Source organism: Sphingomonas sp. R1, assembly GCF_025960285.1.
In the GTDB taxonomy this organism is placed as follows: domain Bacteria; phylum Pseudomonadota; class Alphaproteobacteria; order Sphingomonadales; family Sphingomonadaceae; genus Sphingomonas.
The window spans coordinates 1,675,529-1,694,785 of sequence record NZ_CP110111.1 but is presented as its reverse complement, the minus strand read 5'-3'; the positions used below and the strand labels follow the sequence as shown (position 1 = coordinate 1,694,785).

At 68.4% G+C, this 19,257-nt stretch carries 22 protein-coding genes; 13 read left to right on the top strand and 9 right to left on the bottom strand.

Translation table 11 applies throughout. The annotated features are described in order from the left end of the window. Nucleotides 1-3 precede the first annotated feature (3 nt). Nucleotides 4-477: a YcxB family protein gene (locus tag OIM94_RS08215; protein ID WP_264609573.1), complete on the top strand. Its 474-nt coding sequence runs from the start codon at nucleotides 4-6 to the stop codon at nucleotides 475-477. Between the two features lie 25 nt (nucleotides 478-502). Here the strand turns inward: OIM94_RS08215 and OIM94_RS08210 are convergent, their stop codons facing one another. From OIM94_RS08210 to OIM94_RS08175, 8 genes are read right to left on the bottom strand one after another with little or no spacing between them, the layout of a single operon-like run. Then, the gene (locus OIM94_RS08210) at nucleotides 503-1,048 is read right to left on the bottom strand and encodes a hypothetical protein (RefSeq protein WP_264609572.1); all 546 of its coding nucleotides are present in this window, start codon (nucleotides 1,046-1,048) and stop codon (nucleotides 503-505) included. Nucleotides 1,049-1,108: 60 nt separating this feature from the next. Then, nucleotides 1,109-2,098 carry a type II secretion system F family protein gene (locus OIM94_RS08205; protein ID WP_264609571.1) on the bottom strand — a complete coding sequence of 330 codons (990 nt, stop codon included), beginning with the start codon at nucleotides 2,096-2,098 and terminating at the stop codon, nucleotides 1,109-1,111. A 5-nt stretch (nucleotides 2,099-2,103) separates the two neighbouring features. Then, nucleotides 2,104-3,084, bottom strand: a complete 981-nt coding sequence (locus tag OIM94_RS08200) for a type II secretion system F family protein (RefSeq protein WP_264609570.1) — start codon at nucleotides 3,082-3,084, stop codon at nucleotides 2,104-2,106. Nucleotides 3,085-3,088: 4 nt separating this feature from the next. Next, entirely contained in the window at nucleotides 3,089-4,363 is a 1,275-nt protein-coding gene (locus tag OIM94_RS08195; protein WP_264609569.1) for a pilus assembly protein CpaE, read from the bottom strand. Then, nucleotides 4,360-4,992, bottom strand: coding sequence for a CpaD family pilus assembly protein (locus OIM94_RS08190; RefSeq protein WP_264609568.1), 633 nt, complete (start codon nucleotides 4,990-4,992; stop codon nucleotides 4,360-4,362). The genes OIM94_RS08195 and OIM94_RS08190 overlap by 4 nt, the downstream gene beginning before the upstream one ends. A 23-nt stretch (nucleotides 4,993-5,015) precedes the next feature. Then, nucleotides 5,016-6,596: a type II and III secretion system protein family protein gene (locus tag OIM94_RS08185; RefSeq protein WP_264609567.1), complete on the bottom strand. Its 1,581-nt coding sequence runs from the start codon at nucleotides 6,594-6,596 to the stop codon at nucleotides 5,016-5,018. A gap of 1 nt (nucleotide 6,597) precedes the next feature. Further along, complete coding sequence (cpaB, locus tag OIM94_RS08180; protein ID WP_264609566.1) at nucleotides 6,598-7,644, bottom strand: Flp pilus assembly protein CpaB; 1,047 nt, start codon at nucleotides 7,642-7,644, stop codon at nucleotides 6,598-6,600. A 59-nt stretch (nucleotides 7,645-7,703) separates the two neighbouring features. After that, on the bottom strand, nucleotides 7,704-8,177 hold the full coding sequence (locus tag OIM94_RS08175; RefSeq protein WP_264609565.1) for a prepilin peptidase: 474 nt from the start codon (nucleotides 8,175-8,177) through the stop codon (nucleotides 7,704-7,706). A gap of 48 nt (nucleotides 8,178-8,225) precedes the next feature. Here OIM94_RS08175 and OIM94_RS08170 point away from each other — a divergent pair, with 48 nt between their 5' ends. From OIM94_RS08170 to OIM94_RS08135, 8 genes are all read left to right on the top strand, one after another. Further along, a complete protein-coding gene (locus tag OIM94_RS08170; protein WP_264609564.1) occupies nucleotides 8,226-9,161 on the top strand; it encodes an alpha/beta fold hydrolase in 936 nt (311 codons plus the stop codon). Then, entirely contained in the window at nucleotides 9,158-10,231 is a 1,074-nt protein-coding gene (locus OIM94_RS08165) for an NAD(P)/FAD-dependent oxidoreductase (RefSeq protein ID WP_264609563.1), read from the top strand. The genes OIM94_RS08170 and OIM94_RS08165 overlap by 4 nt, the downstream gene beginning before the upstream one ends. 54 nt (nucleotides 10,232-10,285) lie before the next feature. Continuing rightward, complete coding sequence (locus OIM94_RS08160) at nucleotides 10,286-11,056, top strand: FadR/GntR family transcriptional regulator (protein WP_264609562.1); 771 nt, start codon at nucleotides 10,286-10,288, stop codon at nucleotides 11,054-11,056. A 169-nt stretch (nucleotides 11,057-11,225) separates the two neighbouring features. Continuing rightward, nucleotides 11,226-11,573 (top strand): acyl-CoA thioesterase, encoded by a 348-nt coding sequence (locus OIM94_RS08155; RefSeq protein ID WP_264609865.1) that lies wholly within the window; start codon nucleotides 11,226-11,228, stop codon nucleotides 11,571-11,573. 32 nt (nucleotides 11,574-11,605) lie between these two features. Next, nucleotides 11,606-12,283, top strand: coding sequence for a ferritin-like domain-containing protein (locus tag OIM94_RS08150; RefSeq protein WP_264609561.1), 678 nt, complete (start codon nucleotides 11,606-11,608; stop codon nucleotides 12,281-12,283). A gap of 64 nt (nucleotides 12,284-12,347) precedes the next feature. After that, a complete protein-coding gene (locus tag OIM94_RS08145; RefSeq protein ID WP_264609560.1) occupies nucleotides 12,348-13,313 on the top strand; it encodes a bile acid:sodium symporter family protein in 966 nt (321 codons plus the stop codon). After that, nucleotides 13,310-14,284, top strand: coding sequence for an NAD-dependent epimerase/dehydratase family protein (locus OIM94_RS08140; RefSeq protein WP_264609559.1), 975 nt, complete (start codon nucleotides 13,310-13,312; stop codon nucleotides 14,282-14,284). The genes OIM94_RS08145 and OIM94_RS08140 overlap by 4 nt, the downstream gene beginning before the upstream one ends. Before the next feature lie 21 nt (nucleotides 14,285-14,305). After that, nucleotides 14,306-15,178, top strand: a complete 873-nt coding sequence (locus OIM94_RS08135; RefSeq protein WP_264609558.1) for a c-type cytochrome — start codon at nucleotides 14,306-14,308, stop codon at nucleotides 15,176-15,178. Here the strand turns inward: OIM94_RS08135 and OIM94_RS08130 are convergent. Further along, entirely contained in the window at nucleotides 15,159-15,497 is a 339-nt protein-coding gene (locus OIM94_RS08130) for a hypothetical protein (RefSeq protein WP_264609557.1), read from the bottom strand. The genes OIM94_RS08135 and OIM94_RS08130 overlap by 20 nt on opposite strands. A gap of 464 nt (nucleotides 15,498-15,961) precedes the next feature. On the opposite strand from OIM94_RS08130, the gene leuC reads away from it, so the two are divergent. The 4 genes from leuC to OIM94_RS08110 all read left to right on the top strand — a co-directional run bounded on the left by leuC (nucleotide 15,962) and on the right by OIM94_RS08110 (nucleotide 19,257). Then, nucleotides 15,962-17,404 (top strand): 3-isopropylmalate dehydratase large subunit, encoded by a 1,443-nt coding sequence (leuC, locus tag OIM94_RS08125; protein WP_264609556.1) that lies wholly within the window; start codon nucleotides 15,962-15,964, stop codon nucleotides 17,402-17,404. Nucleotides 17,405-17,424: 20 nt separating this feature from the next. Further along, complete coding sequence (locus OIM94_RS08120) at nucleotides 17,425-17,565, top strand: hypothetical protein (RefSeq protein ID WP_264609555.1); 141 nt, start codon at nucleotides 17,425-17,427, stop codon at nucleotides 17,563-17,565. A gap of 98 nt (nucleotides 17,566-17,663) precedes the next feature. After that, complete coding sequence (leuD, locus tag OIM94_RS08115; RefSeq protein ID WP_264609554.1) at nucleotides 17,664-18,293, top strand: 3-isopropylmalate dehydratase small subunit; 630 nt, start codon at nucleotides 17,664-17,666, stop codon at nucleotides 18,291-18,293. Further along, on the top strand, nucleotides 18,256-19,257 hold the full coding sequence (locus OIM94_RS08110) for an NADPH:quinone oxidoreductase family protein (RefSeq protein WP_264609553.1): 1,002 nt from the start codon (nucleotides 18,256-18,258) through the stop codon (nucleotides 19,255-19,257). The genes leuD and OIM94_RS08110 overlap by 38 nt, the downstream gene beginning before the upstream one ends.

Here is a 19,257-nt window from a genome sequence, read left to right as displayed (position 1 = left end):
CAGATGCGCTTCGAGACGGTGGGTCCCTATGCGCTCGGCCGGCGCGATCTCGTCGCCGCTGCACTGGTGATCTCGTTCGTGACGGGATCCAGGGCGACGCGCTGGAAATCCTGGTTGATCCTCGCCGTAGCGTTTTTGTTGATTATCCTCGGTTTGGCGGACGGGGATGGCACGATGTTGTCGCTCGGTGCGGCGCTGCCGGCGTTGCTATTCCTGGTCGCGCCCGCGCTACGGTCGCCCAAGAACATGCGCCATATCGAGCTTTGCTGGAGCCCCGACGGACTGGTGGCGGAAACGCCGGTCCTTCGCACAACCTATAAGTGGTCGACGATCGGGCCCGTGCGGACGGTCGGGTCGCGGCTCTATGTAATGATTGCGCCGGCACATGCGCTGGTTGTGCCGGCGCGCGTCACGAGTGCCGATAACATGATCGCGCTGGTCGCCGCGTTGCGCGAATATACCCCGGGCCCGAGCTAGGCCCGGCGCTAGGTGCCTGCTTGCCTTATGCGTGCTGGCCGAAGCGGCGGGCATGCTCGTCGGTACGACCCGCGCGCAGCAGCGCCGCCTGCTCGCGCCAATTCTCCTCGACGATCGTGCCGCGCGGCAGGCCCAGCCGCTCTTCCAGCGGCAGTTCGTCCTCACGAGGCAGGTTCTCGATGTCGCGAAAATGCTGGATGCCCAGCTGGTTGAGCTGACGCTCGCGATGTTCGTCGATGCCGCGGATATGCGCGAGCACGTCGGTGCCGCCATAGAACCAGCTCCGCATCGCCGAGTCGCGCTTGTCCGGCGTGGTGTCGGCGACCGGCGTCGGGCGGCGGTCCTGCAAGTTGCGCTCAAGGCGCGAATTTGCCGCTTCGAGATCGCGGATGCGCGTGTTCGCGGCCCCCAGCTCGTCGCGCAGCGCCTGGTGCGCCGCTTCCTCGGCCTCGAAGCGATCGCGCCACTTCCGTCCGCTCCGGTTGCTTGCCAGACCCAGCAGCCACCCTGCGAGCAGGGCGAGCGCAAGGCCGAGGAACTGCAGCGGCGTGGTGTAAGGCAGATCGTTCATGGCTAGGGGCTCCGAGGGTCTCGCCCACAACCGGTCACGCCAGCCAAGGTTCCGTGTCGATCAGCGCATCAACGCATCGTTGATCGAGCATGCCGCAGGGCCGAGGATCACGATGAACAGCACCGGCAGGATGAACAGGATCAATGGCACGGTCATGATCGCCGGCAGCCGGGCGGCCTTTTCTTCCGCCCGCATCATCCTTTCATTGCGAAATTCTGCAGAAAGTACGCGCAACGCCGATGCCAGCGGGGTTCCGTACTTCTCCGTCTGGATCATCGTCGTGACGACTCCGCGCACTGCCTCCAGATCGATGCGCAGCGCCAGATTTTCGAACGCGGCGCGGCGATCGGTGAGGAACCCCAGCTCGATCGCGGTGAGCGAGAACTCCTCGCCCAGTTCCGGATAGGCACGCCCCAGTTCCTTGGCGACGCGGCCAAAGGCGGCGTCCACCGTCAGTCCCGCCTCGGCGCAGATCACCAGCAGGTCGAGCGCATCGGGCAGGCCCTTGCGGATCGCGTCGCTGCGCTTCTGGATGCGGTTCTTGAGGTAGAGATCGGGGAATTTGTAGGCGAGGATGAAGCTGCCGGCGACCAGACCATAGGCCTTGAGCGGCGACCAGTCGGCGAATTCGCCGGTGCCATAGACGAAATAGAGCATCGGCCCGCCGATCAGGATCGGCAGCACCAGCCGGCCGAAGATCACGCCCACCGCCCATTCGCGCCGCCGAATGCCTGCGCGCAGCAGCTTGAGCTGGGCGACCTTGAGCTGTTCGTCCTGCAGCACCTTGAGGGTCGAGAGGAGATGGCGGATGCGGTCGGTGGTGTCGCTGCGCTGGACCAGCTTGACCCGGCGCTTGGAAGGGGTGGCGGCGATGCCGGCCTTCAGCTCCTCGCGGCGTTCGTTCAGGGCCTTTACCCGGCGCGACATCGGGTTGCGCACCGTGGTGGCGGCATAGATGGCGACGAGCACGGCGGCGGCGGCGATGCCGGAAAGGATCGTCGCGATCCAGGTGACGTCGATGCCGAGCAGGGTGGGGCCGGTGGGTTCCATCGCCGTCAGATCTCGAAATTGACCATCTTGGCCATGATGAAGACGCCAAGGCCCATCCACACGAGGCCGCCGCCGCCCGCGACGATCAGCCGCTGATCGGTGAAGAAGTGCATCATGTAGTTGTTGTTGATGAACCAGATCAGGCCGAAGACGATGAACGGCAGCGAGCCGACGATCAGCGCCGAGGCCTTGCTCTCCGAGGACATCGCCTTGATCTTCAGCTTCATCTGCGCGCGCTTGCGCAGCACGTCGGACAGGTTGTTCAGCGTCTCGGCGAGGTTGCCGCCCGTCTCGCGCTGGATCGCGATGGTGATGGTGAAGAACTGGAATTCCGGCGTGCCGAGCCGGTCCGCGGTCTCCTGCAGCGCGGCATCGAGCGTGCGGCCGATCTTCATCTTGTCGCTGATGCTGCGGAACTCGTCGCCGACGGGCCCGTCGATTTCCTGCCCCACCACACCCATCGTCTCGGTGATCGGCAGGCCGGAGCGCAGGCCGCGGACGAGCAGATCGATCGCGTCGGGAAAGGCGGCGGTAAACTTGGCGATGCGGCGCTTGATGAACTGGCTGACCACGAAATGCGGCAGCCAGAGGCCGAGGAATGCGCCGAACACCAGCGCCAGCAGCAGCGGCGCGCCCTTCACCAGCAGCAGCACCGCCGCCGCCAGGCCAAGTCCCAGCGTGGCAAGGCCGTACTGGCCGGGCGTCCAGCTCTTGCCGGTCATCGCCAGCCGCTTTTCGAGCTGCTCCTGATTGGGCAGCAGCCGCGTGAGGGTCTGTTCGAGACCGCTTGCCTGGGCGGTCGAGATGCGGCGCAGCTGCGCCTCCATCGCATTGGCGCCGGTCGCGCTCACCAGATGCCGGTCGCGCAGCGAGGTGAGCCGGCGCGCGCTGGCACGCTGCGCCGAAGGGCCGGACAGCGCCAGCACCAGCAGCGCCAGCACCAGCGCGGCACCAAGACCCACCATCAGGAGCGGCAGCAGCGGCATCGCGCTATTTCTTCTTGCTCGCCATCAGCGCCTTGAGGTCGCCGAGCTTGCTGAGCAGCGATCCGCCCTTGGCGGCCGCCTTGGCCTCGCCTTCCTCGCCGGCATCGGTGATCTCGAGGATGCGGCGGCTGAGCTCCGTCAGCGGTGCGAAACCGCGCTGGTTCTTGCCCACCTCGGCCATCGTCTTCCCCAGCTTGGCAGCCTGGCTGGCGATCTTCGGCTCGAACGGCACGACAAAATCGATGCGGCGCTCGATCGAGCCCTCGAAATCCTTGCGGCTGATCTCCAGCAGCCCCGCCTGCGGCACCTTGTTGGCGACGATGAACAGCTGCGTCTGGGGCGCGTTCGACTTGAACCAGCTGAGGATGCGGATGGCATCGCGTGCGGCGGCCAGCGTCAGTTCGGTGGCGAGCACCGCCACCTGCACGTCGGCGATCAGGTGGGGGTGCTGCACCAGCATCTGGCGCGGCAGGTCCGTCACGGTGCATTCGAACGCGCCGCGCATCTCCTCCTGCAGCTGGTAGAAGGCGGCGCCGTCGCCCAGCATCGGCGCGTTGATTGGCGCCTCGGCGGAGAGCACCGCGAGCCGTTCGGAGGCGCGCACCATCGCGCGTTCGATGAACAGCCCGTCGATGCGGCTGGGATTCTCGATCGCATCGGTCAGGCCGCGGCCGGGTTCCAGATCGAGCGCCAGCGCGCCGGTGCCGAAATGCACGTCCAGGTCGAGCAGCGCGGTGGTGCGGGCCTCCCGCTCGCTGATCAGCCAGGCGAGCGACGCGGCGATGCTGGTCGCGCCGCAGCCGCCGCGTGTGCCGATCACCGCCAGCGTCGCATGCGGCCGGCCGACGCTCGCTTCCACATGCTTGGGCGCGTTGAGCGCGGTCTGCGCCTGTAGAAAGGCGTCGCGCAGCATGTCCGGATTGATCGGCTTGAGCAGATAATCCTGGATGCCGCTGGCGATCAGGTCGCGGTAGAGCCGCACATCGTTCACCGCGCCGGCGGTCAGCACGATCGTGCCGGGCTCGCACACCTCGGCCAGCGCGTTGATGTCGTTGAGCGGGTCGCCGGATTCGGAGAGGTCGACGAACAGGATGTTCGGGCTGGCGGAGACCGCCAGCGTCTGCACCGCGTTGCGCAGGCCGCCCTTGTTGACCTTCTCCGGCGACCAGCCGAGCTCGACCGTGATCGGCCGCATGAGTTCGGCGGTGCCCTCGTCGCAGACGAACGCGGTGAACGGTTCGCGGCTTGCCGCGCGGGCCGGGTTGAACGGCGCGTTCACTTCGGCCCTCCCGCCGACTCCGCCTTCACCGCCGTGCCGCCGGCGCCAGAGGGCGTGGCCGCGCGATAGGCGCCGATCGCCTTGCTCATCGTCATCGTGTCGGCGGTCGGGGCGCCGGGGGCACCGCGCACCAGATCGGCCGGATCGGCGATCATCGCCGCGAGATTGGCCGCCGTCGCGCACCCGAAATTGGAGCTGGTGCTGGCATCCGCGGTCATCATCGTCGGGTGCGAATAATCGGGGCAGCCGGGTACGCTGGCGGTGGTGCGGGTGAGCACCACGCGAACGCTGTCCGACCCGGCGGGTCGGCCGGTCGCGGGCGCGCGGTCCGCCAGCATCAGCCCGTAGCGTCCGGCAGCGGCGGCGACGTCCACCCGGCCGGTGCTGCCGTCCGCGCCGTCGTCGATCGCCAGCCGGTCGCCGTAGCGCAGGTTCATCGCGCCCATCCATTCGGCGAGGCGCCGGTCCTCGCCCGGTGCCAGGCGGCCGTTCGATGCCTGCAGGTCCAGCGTCAGATCCTGCCGGCTGACGACCGGCTGGTGCACCGAATCCAGGCTGCCGTTATAGCCGGCGCATCCGGTCAGCAGCAGCGCGGGGGCGACGAGGGCGAGGGCAGGGCGCGGGAACAAGGCGGTTCTCCTGAACGAACGCATCACAGGCCGAAGCCGGGCGTAGCGGCGCCCCTGGACTTGCGGCCCGAACGGGACGGCGCGACCGGCGCGGGCGCCAGCGCATCGGTCGGCGGGGTGGAGGCACCCTGCGGCGCCATGCGGGGCATCGGCCGCTCTCCACCGCTCTTCCCGCCGGCAAGTTCGCCCAGGAAGATGCGGTCGAAATCATTGGGCGCCTTGTAGCCGTCGGTCGGCAGGCGGATCTGGTTGGCGTTCACCGGGCGCACGAGATAGGGCGTGATCACGATCACCAGCTCGGTTTCGTTGCGCTGGAAGCCGTTGGAGCGGAACAGCGCCCCCAGGATCGGCATGTCGCCGAGGCCCGGCGTCTTGGTGATCGAGTTGTTGTGGGTGTTCTGCAGCAGCCCGCCGATCACCATGCTCTCGCCCGAGCCGAGCTCGACCGTGGTTTCGCTGCGTCGGGTGGTGAGTGCGGGGATCGTGGTATTGGCCAGCGTCACCGCCCCCGAGGAGGAAAGCTGCGAGACTTCGGGCCGGACGTGCAGCGAGATGCGCCCGTCGGCCAGCACGGTGGGGGTGAAGGCCAGGCTCACGCCATATTGCTTGTATTCGACCGTCGTCGTGCCGAGCGCCTGGGCGATCGGGATCGGGATCTCGCCGCCGGCCAGGAAGTTCGCCGTCTCGCCCGAGAGCGCGGTAAGGCTGGGCGTGGCGAGCGTGGAGACCTGCCCGATCGTCTCGCCGAAATCGAGGCTGGCGAGCAGATCGGTGCCGAGGAAATGGCCCGCCGCGCCAAGCAGCGTGCTGCCCGTGCTGGGGCTGGGGAAGGTGAACACCTTGTCGCCCTTCACCGCGCCGCTGGCGGAGTCCTGCGTATCCCCGGTCCAGGTGGTGATCGATCCCTGCTTGCCCTGGCTGATTCCGAACAGGACGCTGCCATGGTCGCGGTTGGTCAGATTGACGTTCAGGTTCTTGACGAAGCTGCGGCTCACCTCGGCGAAGCGCACCTGCAGCTGCACCTGCAGCGGGGTTGCGGTGCGCAGCCGGTTGACCACGCCGATCTTCAGCGGTGCGCTGGCATCGTCGACCTTCACGCCGGGGTTGAGCAGGCTGGTGACCAGCCGCTGCGCCTGCTCGCTGTCCTGCGGCGAGCGCACCGTGCCGTTGATCACCGCGATCTGGCCCACCGTGGTGACGCTTATGTCCGAGTCGGGCATCGCCGCCTTCATCATCGCATCGATGCTGCTGATGTTCTGGCTGACGCGGACATTGGCCGAATAGACCACCGCGCCCGCCGCGTTGGTAGCGAACACCGTCGCCTCGCCAAAGGCCTTGCCATAGAGGTGGATCTGGCGGCTGCTCGCGACATAGACGTCGGCGACGCCGGGATTGGACGTCCAGACATTGGCGGCGGCGGCCGGCAGCGTGACCAGCTCGCCCTCGCCGATCGACAGCACGACGTCGCGGGTCGGCCGCTGGCTGCCCGCGGGCAGCTGCGCCATGCGTGCGACCGGCTTGGCGGACCGGGTCTGCGCGGGCACGGGCTGGCAGGCGATCAGGGCCGCGACAGCGCCTACGCCGAGGAGGAGGGTGCGCTGCATTTCAGTTCTTTCCGCTGACGGTGACGATGCTGGCATCGCTGCCGCGCACGACGCGCACCACCGGGCCGGTCGCCTTCGGTGTCGCGCCCGAATAGCCCGCCGCCGGTGCGGGGGCGGGGCCGCCCATCGTCTCGCCGGGCTGCCCGCTTTCCTTGGCGGGCACGGTTCGCCGCTGGAAGCGCGACACGTCCGCGCCGGTGACATAGCTGTCGCCGTCGTCCTGGGGGCGGCTGGCGGCGCGGGCGAGGAACGCCTTCTCCTTGGCGGGATCGTCGGGGACGCTCACCGCGCCGCTGGCGATCGCCTCGTCGAGATCGCTCTGCGTGTCGGCAAGCGAGCGCAGCGACAGCGACAGGGTGCCCACGGTCTGCGCCACCGCGATCTTCTCGGCGATCTTGGGCGTCGCCTCGACGGTGACGGTGGAATAGCCGACGACGACGGTCTTGCCCTTGTCGTCGGTCTGCTTGTCGGTGCGCTGGTCGGTGGCAAGCACGCGCAGATTGCGCAGCACGGTTTCCGAGGCGCGCAGCGGCGGGCCGTCGCCGGACACGGTCTGGGTCAGGATCAGGTCGATATGGTCGCCGGGGAAGACGAAGCCGGCCACCGCGCTCTGGGCGGAGACGGGCACGGTCACCGCGCGCATGCCGGGGCCCAGCGCGGCGGCGAGGAAGCCGCGGTCCCCGGGCTTGACCAGCGCGCCCTGCGTTACCGGCTGGCCGGCCGGCACGGCGAAGCGGACCACGGTGCCCTGCAGCTTGGCGGGCTCGCTCTGGCCGCGCACGAAATAGGCGCCCTGCACCAGATCCTTGGGCCACGGGCGGAATTCCAGCGCGGTGGGATCGAGGATGGTACCCACCGGCAGCGCGCGCTTGGCGACCAGCACTTCGGTGGTGTTGACTGGCGGCGGCGGCGGCGCGGCCACGGCGCCGTTCGGCATCGCACCGGCGACGGGCGCGGGCGTACCCACGACGAGGCTGCGCGCCATGAACGCCGTGATCGCAGCGACCACCAGCGCACCTACCAGCAGCAATAGCCTACGTGCGTCCATCTCGCTTCACGCCTTTTCACATTCTTCTTTGGCCGACCCGGTATTGGCGGCGTTAAGCATCATCCAATTCGGTTAAGAATCGGTTCGCAAAGGACAATCAGCGCCGCCAGCGTGATCGCCACGCCGTACGGCACCTCGATGGACGCGGATCCGCGCCGCCGGATCCATGTCCCCACCAGCATCAGCAGCGTGAGCGCGCCGCCCAGCAGCGACATCAGCAGCAGCATCCGCAGCAGCGGCAGCAGCGGCAGCCACAGCGCCAGCGCGCCGATCAGCTTCACGTCACCGCCCCCCATCATGCCCAGCGCAAAGGCGCCGACAAACAGCGCGAAGACGAGGGCGGCGCATCCGATCTGGATGGCAATATCGGGCCACAGCGCCATGCCGGTCGCCCACCACCACAGCGGTGCGGCAAGCGCGATCGCGAGGTTCTTGGCGTTGGCGATGGTGCGGAAGCGCACGTCCTCCACCCCGGCGGATACCAGGAGCAGCGCCAGCGCGCCGAGCATACAAGCCTGGAAGATCGCCCCCATGGCGCAAGTGGGTAGACGGACCCGCTTACGAAACCGTAACCACGGCACATGGCAGTTTCCCGGAATACAGCACGCGAAATCCCCGCCGGCGCGAACGTCGATCGCTGGTCCGCGGCCGATGGCTGGCTGCTCCGGCGCTTCCACTGGCCCTCCGCCGACGGCCGCGGCAGCATCCTGTTCCAGACCGGCCGCGGCGACGTGTTCGAGAAATATCTGGAGAGCTTCGCCCACTGGCATGCGCAGGGCTGGACGATCACCGCGTTCGACTGGCGCGGCCAGGGCGGCTCGGGACGGCTGACCCCCAAGGCCAATTGCGGGCATATCGACGATTTCGCAGCCTATGTCGCCGATCTGCGCGCGTTCGCCGCGCGGTGGATGGCGGAGACGCCCGGCCCGCATGTCGTGATGGGGCATTCGATGGGCGGGCATCTGGTGTTGCGCGGGCTGGCGGAGGGGGCGATCGTTCCCGATGCGGCGGTGCTGATCGCGCCGATGCTGGGCGTGCGCAGCGGGCTCGGCCGGCTGGCGGCGCCGATGGCGCGATTGCTGTCGCGGCTCGGCGACCCGCGCCGCCCGGCCTGGAAGGGCAACGAGAAGCCCTATACCACCGAGACGCGGGCCAATCTGCTCACCCATGATCCCGATCGCTATGCCGACGAGCTGTGGTGGCAGGCGCAGGACCGCGCGCTGCTGACCGGGCCGCCGAGCTGGCAGTGGCTGGTCGAGGCATTCCGATCGATGGCCGATCTCGAAGCGGGTCCGATCGAGGCGGTGCACACGCCGCTGCTGTTGCTCGTGGCCGAGGCGGACGGGCTGGTCGACCCCCGCGCAGCGCTGCGCATCGCGCCGCGGCTGCCCGATGCGGAGATACTGCGCTTCGGCCCCGAAAGCGCGCACGAGATCCTGCGCGAGGCCGATCCGGTGCGGGACCGCGCACTGGGCGCAATCCAGCGTTTTCTCGACACGCGGGCGCCGCGCCGGTGACCCGTTACGATGTGGCGATCGTCGGCGCCGGCATCGCCGGCGCGAGCCTGGCTGCGGAACTGGCGCCGCACGCGCGCGTGCTGCTGCTGGAGGCGGAGGATCGCCCCGGCTATCACGCGACGGGGCGTTCGGCGGCCTTCTGGTCCGAAACCTATGGCGGGCCGGACATCCAGCCGCTCACCACGGCCTCCGGCCCGGCGCTGCGCGACGGCGGGTTTCTGGACCCGCTCGGCGAGCTCCACCTCGCCCGCGCGGGTGGCCAGGCGCAGGTCGATGCCTTTCTCGCCGCATTCGAGGGCAGCGGGGTGGCGCTCCATGCCGTCGATCCGCGGGCGCTGGTTCCCGGTCTGCGGGACGACTGGACGCTCGGCGTGCACGAGCCCGGCTGTGCCTATATCGACGTGGCTGCGCTGCATCAGCGGTTTCTCGCCCGTGCCCGCGCAGCGGGGGCGATGCTCCACTGCTCGGCGGCGCTGACCGGCGCGACGCGGGGAGGGGGCGTCTGGCAGCTGGACACCCGCGCCGGTGCGTTTGCCGCCGAGGTGCTGGTCAACGCCGCCGGCGCCTGGGCCGACGAGGTGGCGCACCTTGCCGGTGTCGCGCCGATCGGGATCCGCGCCTATCGTCGCACCATGGTGCAGTTGCGCACCGATCCCGCGCCCCCGGCGGCCTGTCCGCTGGTCAGTGATCTCGGCGGCAGCTTCTACTTCAAGCCCGAGGCGGGCGGGCGGCTTTGGCTGACGCCGCATGACGAAGTGGACAGCCCGCCCTGCGACGCCGCGCCCGAGGAAATCGACATCGCCACCGCCATCCATCGGTTCGAGCAGGTGGTCGACTGGCGGGTTGCGGCGCTCGAGCATCGTTGGGCGGGCCTGCGCAGCTTCGCGCCCGACCGGCGGCCGGTCTATGGCCATGATCCGGCAGCGCCCGGCTTCTTCTGGTGCGCGGGGCAGGGCGGCTTCGGCATCCAGACCGCGCCGGCGGCAAGCCGATTGGCCTGCCAGTTGCTGCTGCGCGAGACGCCCGCGCTGGATCCGGCGCGCTATCGTCCCGATCGGTTTCGGGACTGATTGGTAAGGCCAAAGGCTTTGCGAAAATCCGTCGCTCGCCTATGAGACACGGTGATGAAACTCAACCGCAGCAAACTCTACCAGCGCGTGGCGGCGTCGATCGCCGACGGAATCGAAGCCGGCCGCTGGGCCCCCGGCACGCGGCTCCCCGGTGAGCGCGATCTGGCCGAGGAGTATAAGGTCAGCCGTCCGACGATCCGGGAAGCGATGATTGCGCTGGAGATGAAGGGCTGGATCGAGGCGCGCCACGGATCGGGCCTGTACGTCACCCATCGCGACAATTCGGGCGGGCTGCGCGAGGATGCGCTCAACCTGGATATCGGTGCGTTCGACCTGACCGAGGCACGCATCCTGTTCGAAGGCGAGGCCGCGGCGCTGGCGGCGGTGTCGATCACCCCGGAACAGCTCGCCGAGCTCGACCACATCGCGGCCGAGATGTCGGACCCCGCCACCGGCAACGCGACGCTGTTCGATGCCGATCACCGCTTCCACATCGCGGTGGCCAATGCGACCGGCAACTCCGCGATCCGCAGCGTGGTGGAATATCTATGGGACCTGCGCACCCGCTCGCCGCTGTGCGCCAACATGTTCGATCGCGCCCGCCGCAACGGCGTGAACCCGCGCTATGACGAACATCGCCCCATCCTCGATGCGCTTCATGCCCGCGATCCGCATGCCGCGCGGTCGGCGATGCGCCGGCATCTGCGCGGCGTGGTCGACGATCTGCTGGAGGCGACCGAGCTGGAACTGATCGAGCGTGCCCGGCACGAGCTCGACGCGCGCCGCGATACGCTGGCCAGGCGGCTGGAAATCGGCCCGGCCTGATCGACTTCCGCTACGGCATGCGCCGCTCTTAGCACCGGCTTGGATCCCCGGGAAATTCGTCTGCTCCCGGCTCGCTTGTTCAGCCCCGCTCGTCTATGATGCAGGGGTGAGCAACACCGCGATTCCCTTCGAATTCCGGGTCGACGTCGCCCAGGACGACATCGACTTCATGGGGCATGTCAACAACGCTTCTTACCTGAAATGGGTACAGGCGGCGGTGGTGAGCCACTGGCAGGCGCTGGCCCCGGTCGAGGCTGTGGCCGAGCATCTGTGGGTCGCGCTCAAGCACGAGATCACCTATCGCCGCCCGGCCTTCCTCGAGGACGATGTGGTCGCCACCGTGCTGCTGGAGAAGGTGCAGGGCGCGCGCGCCTTTTACGAGACCGTGATCCGCCGCGGCTCCGAGGTGCTGGCCGAGGTGAAGTCCAGCTGGTGCTGCCTCGATGCCGAGACCAAGCGTCCGGCGCGGCTCGCCAAGGACGTGATCGACCGGTTCTTCGTCAAGGCGGCCGATTGACGTAGATATATCAGGCGCATAGCGTCTGAACGATGGTTTCCGCGTTCCGCCGCCGCTATCTCGACCTGCTGGGGTCGATCTACATCTACAACGAGCATCGCGGCTATACGAGCATCGATCGGGTGCTGGAGGCGGTCCGCGCCCGCGCGCCGGACGATCACGCGCTGATCGCCGCGATCGAGAAGCACCGGGCGGACGAGCGCAAGCACTATCAGATGTTCAAGCGCTGGTTCGAATTGCAGGGGCGCATGCCGCTGTCGCTCGATCGGACGTTCGGCCATATCGATCGCTTCGTCGAGATCATGTTCCGCCGCACCATCGATACGCTCGATACGCAAAAGCTGATCGAGGACGATGCCCAGTTCGAGAAGCTGTGCCGGGTGATCTCGCTGACCGAGCAGCGCGGGCATCGCCAGGTGCATGTCCTGCTCAATCACCCGGCGGTGCTGAGCGACAAGGTGCTCACCCGCATCTTCCGCATCATCGAGAAGGATGAGCCGAGCCACTGGGCGCCCTATGACGGCTGGCTGCGCGCGCATGGCAGGCGCGAGCCGCGCTGGTGGGAGCGCGCGGTGGACAGCTTCATCCATTCCGAGCTGCTGTTTGTGAAGCTGCCCTTCCTGTTCCTCAATCCCCTGGTCCGCCGTCGCACCGATTGGGCGGATGCGGACGAGCGGTTGCAGCGGCGCGCGATGCCGGCTGCAGCCTGAGCGCTTGCACGAGCCCGGAGCGGCGCGCATGGGCGGGCGCAGTTTCCATGGTGTGAGTACCCGCATGGCCGCCCTTCGTCGCTGGATCGATCCCTATCTGTTGATGCTGCTGGGCACGGTGGGCCTGGCCGCGCTGTTCCCGGCGCGGGGCATGTGGGCGAACATCGCCGACGAGGCCGTGACGATCGCGGTGGCGCTGCTGTTCTTCCTCTATGGCGCGCGGCTGGCGCCCACGGCGATCTGGGCGGGGCTGACCAACTGGCGGCTGCAGCTGACCGTGTTCCTCAGCACCTTCCTGTTTTTCCCGCTGCTGGGGATAGGCGCCTATGCGCTGGCCGGGCAGGTGTTGCCGGGCGGGATTGCGCTCGGCATCCTGTTCCTCTGCCTGCTGCCCTCTACCGTCCAGTCCTCGATCGCCTTTACCTCGATCGCGCGCGGGAATGTGCCGGCGGCATTGTGCAGCGCCTCGCTTTCCAACCTGATCGGGGTGATCATCACGCCGCTGCTCGCAGCGCTGCTGCTGCCGCATGGCAGCGGCGCGGGCTTCTCGCTCGGCCAGCTCGAATCGATTGCGATGCAGATCCTGCTGCCCTTTGCGGCGGGGCAGGCGGCGCGGCCGCTGATCGGCGGGTTCATCCTCAAGCACCGGACGCTGACCATGGTCGTCGACCGCGGATCGATCCTGCTCGTCGTCTACGCGGCGTTCAGCGAGGGTATGGTCGCCGGCGTGTGGAGCCGCGTGTCGCTTACCGATCTCGCGCTGGTGCTGGCGTTCAACGCGGTGCTGCTCGGCATCGTGATCGCCGTGACGATGGTCGGCAGCCGCAGGCTCGGCTTCACGACCGAGGACGAGATCGCCATCGTCTTCTGCGGATCGAAGAAGAGCATGGCGAGCGGCATCCCGATGGCGACCATCCTGTTCCCCCGCGGCGCGGTGAGCCTGATCGTGCTGCCGCTGATGATCTTCCACCAGCTCCAGCTGTTCGTCTGCGCGGTGCTGGCGCGGAAATATGGAGCGCGAAACGGATGAGGGTGCTGCTCACGGGATCATCGGGCTGGCTGGGGCGCTTCCTGGCGCCGATGTTGCGTCAGGCAGGGCATGCGGTGACCGGCCTCGACGTGGCGCCGGGTACGGACACGCAGGTTCTAGGCTCGGTCGCGAACCGCGCGCTGGTCGAACGCGTGTTCGCCGAACACGGCATCGAGGCGGTGATCCATGCCGGCGGCCTGCACAAGCCGGACATCGTGCGCTATCCGGCGCAGACCTTTATCGACGTGAACGTGGGCGGCACGCTCAACCTGCTCGAATGCGCGGCGGCGGCGGGGCATGACCGGTTCGTCTTCACCTCCACCACCTCGCTGATGATCAGCCAGGCGATCCGCGACGAGGCGGGCGACGCGGCGGTGTGGCTCGACGAGACCAGCGGGCCGCTTGCCCCCCGCAACATCTACGGCGTCACCAAGCTCGCCGCCGAGGGGCTGTGCCGGATCGCCTCGGCCGAGCAGGGCCTGGCGACGATAGTGCTGCGCACCAGCCGCTTCTTCCCCGAGGACGACGATACCCATGCGACGCCTTCGGGCGAGAACCTCAAGGCCAACGAGCTGCTCCACCGCCGGCTGACGGTGGAGGATGCGGCGCGGGCGCATCTGGTGGCGCTGGAGCGGGCGCCGGCAGTGGGGCACGGCGTATTCGTGATTTCCGCCCCGACGCCGTTCACGCAGGCCGACTCCGGCGACCTCAAGCACGACGCCGCGGCGGTGATCGCGCGGGCCTTCCCCGAGGCGGCCTCGCTCTATGCGGCGCGGGGCTGGACGCTGCCGGCGCGCATCGGCCGGGTTTATGATGCCGGGCTCGCCGAGCGCGTGCTGGGCTTCCGCTGCGAGACCGATTTCGCGGCGGTGCTGGCGGCGCTGCGCGACGGCGCGCCGCTGCCCTTCGCGCACGACCCGGCCTATGTCTCGCCCAAGGAACGTGGCGAAGGCGGCGCGCTTCTGGCATAGCGCCCCCGGTTTTCCGGGGGGATGGCGATGCGGATCTGGGCGCGACTGGGGCTGGGCGTGGCGGCGCTGGTCGCAGCGGGCGTGGGCGGGCTCTATGGCGCCTCCGAATGGGTGATCCGCCGCAGCCATGCCGTGCCGCTCGCCCCCATCGCGGTGCCGCACGACGCCGCCTCGATTGCGGAGGGATCGCGGCTGGCGACGCTCACCGGCTGCAAGAGCTGCCACGGCGACGGCAAGGGCGCGGTGTGGACGCCGGTCGACTGGCGCGAGGGGCAGGTCGCCCCGCCGCCGATCGCGCGGAGCATCGTGCGCTACTCGGACGCCGAACTCGCCCGGCTGATCCGCCAGGGCATGACGAAGGAGGGGCGGACGGTCTTCATCATGCCCGCCTGGTCGATGACATACCTTGCCGACGACGATGTCGGCCGGATCATCGCCTGGGCCCGCAGCCTGAGGCCCGCGCCCGGCGACGTGCTGGCGACCACCTGGTTCGGCCCCGTCGGCCGCTGGAAGATCCTCACCGGCGAAACCCGGCCGAGCGTGGTGGCCGATCCGCACGGCGTGGCGAAGCGCCCCGCCGATCCGGGGCGGTACCTGACGCAGGTGCTCTGCTCCGAATGCCACGCGCTTACCGAGCCGCGGGCCCATGACGGCAAGCCCGTGCCCCCGCTGGCGCCGATGGCGGCCAGCTACGCGCCGGCGGAGTTCCAGCGGCTGCTGCACGAGGGCATTGGGGCAGGCGGGCGGGATGTCGGCTTCATGGGCACGATCGTGAAGGAAAATCTCCACGCGCTGCGGCCCGACGAGGTGGACGCGGTGCAGCGCTATTTGCGCGGGGTGGCGGCGAAGGAAGCGGGCGCAGTGGCCCCGCAGGTCAGTGGCCGCGCGCGGTGACGAACAGATAGAGGAACATGCCGAGGCCCACCGAAAGCATCAGCGGTGCCGCATGGCGACAATAGCTGATGTCGCGCCGGATCGGCTTGCCCTTGGAGCGCGAGTCCACGATGCTTCCGGTCGCGGTGAAGGAGACAAGCCCCGCCAGCCCGATCACGAGGAGGGTGAGGACCAGCAGCACCAGCGATCGTCCCGCCAGCTTGTCCGTCAGCGCGGCTACGCCGCCCAGTGAAAACAGGCATAGTCCGGTGAGATGCTTGAAGTAGTCGTAGAGCAGCGTGGCGCCGTCGTGCTCCGCCGATATCTCGTCTTCGTCCATGGTCTGCTCCCGAGCCGCGAGGGAGGTGTATGCAGCCTGCACGTCGAAGCATGCAAGGAGCCTGAAAGGGGAGAATGCTGCCCTGACGCGTCCTCAGCCTCGCAGATCCGCGGCCACGCCGTGAAGCAAGAGGGTAAGCCCGCAAGCAGCGAACGCAGAATTGTAGGCGGCCAAACTCCAGTACAGCGCGGGTGCCTTCCGTCGATCCGCTTTGATATACACGGAGCCGGCAGCATGCATGACCCCGGTTCTGAAACCGGCGATGAGGTGCCATAGGAAGAGTGCGATACCTGCGCTGAGCAGGACCTGGACGATGCTCTCGGTCAAACCACTACCTCGGATGATTCCTTGAAATATGACCAAGGCGCTTCTTTATCGCCAGCGTCCCGTCTGACACGGGCAGCGCGGCGGCAGAAAATGTCCCTCAACCTTGCATCCGCGCACGATTCGATTAAAGCGCGCGCATGTCGAGTGAACCGCGCACCCTGTACGAGAAGATCTGGGCCGACCATGTCGTCGAGCGCCGGGACGATGGCACCTGCCTGATCTATATCGATCGCCACCTCGTCCACGAAGTCACCAGCCCGCAGGCCTTTGCCGGCCTCCGCGCGGCCGATCGCAAGGTGCGTCGCCCCGACCTTACCCTCGCGGTGCCCGATCACAACCTGCCCACCACCCCGCGCGTCGATGCCGCCGGCAACGCGTTGCCGATCGCCGATCCGGCCAGCGCCGGCCAGCTCTCGGCGCTGCGCGGCAATGTCGCCGAGTTCGGCGTGCCCTATATCGACGCGCTCGATGCCCGGCAGGGGATCGTCCATGTCGTCGGGCCCGAACAGGGCTTCACGCTGCCCGGCACCACGCTGGTCTGCGGCGACAGCCACACCTCGGCACATGGCGCGCTGGGGGCGCTGGCCTTCGGCATCGGCACCAGCGAGGTCGAGCATGTGCTCGCCACGCAGACGCTGCTGCTCAAGCAGTCGAAGACGATGGAAGTCCGCGTCGACGGCACGCTCGGCCACGGCGTCAGCGCCAAGGACGTGGTGCTGGCGATCATCGGCAAGATCGGCGCGGCCGGCGGCACCGGCTATGTCATCGAATTCACCGGCGAGGTGATCCGCAACCTCTCGATCGAGGGGCGGCTGACCATCTCCAACATGTCGATCGAGGGCGGCGCGCGCTCGGGCCTGATCGCGCCGGACGAGAAGACCTTCGCCTATCTCAAGGGTCGCCCGCTCGCCCCCACCGGCGAGGCATGGGACCGTGCGGTCGCCTATTGGAAGACGCTGCCGACCGACAGGCACGCGGTGTACGACAAGGTGGTGACGCTGGACGCGGCGGACATCGCGCCCTCGCTCACCTGGGGCACCAGCCCCGAGGACGTTGTGCCGATCACCGGCGTCGTCCCCGACCCCGAGAGCTTCGACGATCCCTCGAAGCGCGCCGCCGCGCAGCGCTCGCTCGACTATATGGGCCTCACCCCCGGCACCGCGATGCAGGATATTCCGGTGGAGCACATCTTCATCGGATCGTGCACCAACAGCCGGATCGAGGACCTGCGCGCCGCCGCGGCGGTGGTGCAGGGCCGCAAGGTGGCCGATCGCATCCGCCAGGCGCTGATCGTGCCGGGCTCGGGGCTGGTCAAGCGCCAGGCCGAGGAAGAGGGGCTCGACCGCATCTTCCTGGAAGCGGGCTTCCAGTGGCGCGAGCCGGGCTGCTCGATGTGCCTGGCAATGAACCCCGATAAGGTTCCGGCCGGAGAACGTTGTGCTTCCACTTCAAATCGCAATTTCGTAGGGCGGCAGGGCCCGGGTTCGCGCACGCATCTCGTCTCGCCCGCAATGGCGGCGGCTGCGGCGGTGACCGGGCACCTGACGGACGTTCGCGAGTTGATGGCGAACCAGGCGTAACGGATAAGGGGATAGACGCCGTGAAAAAGGCGCTCGTCGCATTGATTGCCGGAACCGTGCTGAGCGGAGTCGCTGCTGCCTATGCGGGTGCCTACCCGCGGCCGGAGACGCCGATCAAGACCATCCCGGCGCTCGAGCGGACCGTCGTCGCGCCGCGCTGACGCGGGCGGTCGATTGTCGCTATTTTGGGTGGCCGCCGGCCACGCGTTAGGAAAGCTGTGTCCATGCATCTGAACACCGTGTCGGCGGAGCGCCGCTGATGGAGCCGATCCAGCAGGTTTCGGGCCGCGCCTACCCTTGGGGCGCCAAGAACATCGATACGGACATCATCATCCCCGCGCACTGGCTGAAGACCACGACGCGCGAGGGGTTGGGCAAGGGTGCTTTCGAAAGCGTGCGCGCGGAGCCGGGCAATCTGTTCGACGATCCGCGCTATGCGGGCGCGCCGATCCTGGTGGCGGGCGAGAATTTCGGCTGCGGCTCCAGCCGCGAGCACGCCGCCTGGGCGCTGGCCGATCTTGGCATCCAGGCAGTGATCGCGCCGAGCTTCTCCGACATCTTCTCGGGCAACGCCTTCAAGAACGGCATCGTCACCGTGGTGCTGCCGCAGGAGGCGATCGACCGGCTGGTGCAGGTGGCGACCGCCAACGAGATCACCGTCGACCTGGAGACGATGACCGTCACCACCGACTTCCAGGACCGCTTCGCCTTCGAGCTCGACCCGTTTCGCCGCGACTGCCTGATGCAGGGGCTGGACGAGATCGGCATGACGCTGGCACAAGATACCGCGATTTCGAAATTCGAATCCGCGGTTGCGCATGAACGCCCGTGGATCGCTGTAGGAGGCGGACATGAAGGCGTTGCTGTCGAAGGCGTTGGGCGGACCTGATACTCTAAGCCTGGAAGAACTGCCCGATCCGGTTCCGGGCAAGGGCCAGGTGCTGGTCGCGGTGCGGGCCTGCGCGATCAACTATCCCGACGTGCTGATCATCGAGGATCGCTACCAGTTCAAGCCGCCCCGGCCGTTCGCGCCGGGCGGCGAGATCGCGGGTGTGGTCGAAGCGGTCGGCGAGGGCGTCACCGACTGGGCACCGGGCGACCGGGTGATCGCGGTGCCGGGCCATGGCGGGCTCGTTGAGAAGCTGCTGCTGAGCCCGGCGCAGCTCTACCGCCTGCCCGAGGGCCGCAGCTTCGAGGAAGGTGCTGCGCTGCTGCTCACCTATGCGACGACGATCCACGCGCTACTCGACCGCGGCAGGCTGACGGCCGGGCAGACACTGCTGGTGCTGGGCGCGGCGGGCGGCGTCGGGTTGGCGGCGATCGAGCTGGGCAAGGCGTACGGCGCGACGGTGGTGGCGGCGGTCTCCTCCGAGGAAAAGGCCGAGGCCGCGCGGGCGGCGGGGGCGGATGCGGCGCTCGTCTATCCGCGCGGCCCCCTCGACAAGGAAGCCTCGAAGGCGCTGGCCGAGGCGTTCAAGGCGGAAGTCGGCCCCAAGGGCGCGGACGTGATCTACGACCCCGTAGGCGGTGACTATGCCGAGCCGGCGCTGCGCGCGATCGGCTGGGAGGGGCGCTATCTCGTGGTGGGTTTCCCCGCCGGCATCCCCAAGCTGCCGCTCAACCTCACCTTGCTCAAGAGCTGCGACGTCTGCGGCGTGTTCTGGGGCGCCTTCGCCGCGCGCGACCCGCAAGCCAACCGCGCGCACGTCGACACGCTGTTCCGGCTGTGGAGCGAAGGCAAGATCGCGCCGCGGGTGACGGAGGTGTTCCCGTTCGCCGAGGGCGGCGCTGCAATCGCCAAGATGGCGGCGCGGGCGGTGATCGGGAAGGTGGTGGTGCGGGTTGCGGGGTAG

Excerpts from the sequence above, each read along its gene's own strand:
- OIM94_RS08215 (WP_264609573.1), top strand. The coding sequence starts at position 4 with ATGCGCTTCGAGACGGTGGGTCCCTATGCGCTCGGCCGGCGCGATCTC.
- OIM94_RS08210 (WP_264609572.1), bottom strand. The coding sequence starts at position 1,048 with ATGAACGATCTGCCTTACACCACGCCGCTGCAGTTCCTCGGCCTTGCG.
- OIM94_RS08205 (WP_264609571.1), bottom strand. The coding sequence starts at position 2,098 with ATGGAACCCACCGGCCCCACCCTGCTCGGCATCGACGTCACCTGGATC.
- OIM94_RS08200 (WP_264609570.1), bottom strand. The coding sequence starts at position 3,084 with ATGCCGCTGCTGCCGCTCCTGATGGTGGGTCTTGGTGCCGCGCTGGTG.
- OIM94_RS08185 (WP_264609567.1), bottom strand. The coding sequence starts at position 6,596 with ATGCAGCGCACCCTCCTCCTCGGCGTAGGCGCTGTCGCGGCCCTGATC.
- cpaB (WP_264609566.1), bottom strand. The coding sequence starts at position 7,644 with ATGGACGCACGTAGGCTATTGCTGCTGGTAGGTGCGCTGGTGGTCGCT.
- OIM94_RS08175 (WP_264609565.1), bottom strand. The coding sequence starts at position 8,177 with ATGGGGGCGATCTTCCAGGCTTGTATGCTCGGCGCGCTGGCGCTGCTC.
- OIM94_RS08170 (WP_264609564.1), top strand. The coding sequence starts at position 8,226 with ATGGCAGTTTCCCGGAATACAGCACGCGAAATCCCCGCCGGCGCGAAC.
- OIM94_RS08160 (WP_264609562.1), top strand. The coding sequence starts at position 10,286 with ATGAAACTCAACCGCAGCAAACTCTACCAGCGCGTGGCGGCGTCGATC.
- OIM94_RS08155 (WP_264609865.1), top strand. The coding sequence starts at position 11,226 with ATGGGGCATGTCAACAACGCTTCTTACCTGAAATGGGTACAGGCGGCG.
- OIM94_RS08150 (WP_264609561.1), top strand. The coding sequence starts at position 11,606 with ATGGTTTCCGCGTTCCGCCGCCGCTATCTCGACCTGCTGGGGTCGATC.
- OIM94_RS08145 (WP_264609560.1), top strand. The coding sequence starts at position 12,348 with ATGGCCGCCCTTCGTCGCTGGATCGATCCCTATCTGTTGATGCTGCTG.
- OIM94_RS08140 (WP_264609559.1), top strand. The coding sequence starts at position 13,310 with ATGAGGGTGCTGCTCACGGGATCATCGGGCTGGCTGGGGCGCTTCCTG.
- OIM94_RS08135 (WP_264609558.1), top strand. The coding sequence starts at position 14,306 with ATGGCGATGCGGATCTGGGCGCGACTGGGGCTGGGCGTGGCGGCGCTG.
- OIM94_RS08130 (WP_264609557.1), bottom strand. The coding sequence starts at position 15,497 with ATGGACGAAGACGAGATATCGGCGGAGCACGACGGCGCCACGCTGCTC.
- leuC (WP_264609556.1), top strand. The coding sequence starts at position 15,962 with ATGTCGAGTGAACCGCGCACCCTGTACGAGAAGATCTGGGCCGACCAT.
- leuD (WP_264609554.1), top strand. The coding sequence starts at position 17,664 with ATGGAGCCGATCCAGCAGGTTTCGGGCCGCGCCTACCCTTGGGGCGCC.
- OIM94_RS08110 (WP_264609553.1), top strand. The coding sequence starts at position 18,256 with ATGAAGGCGTTGCTGTCGAAGGCGTTGGGCGGACCTGATACTCTAAGC.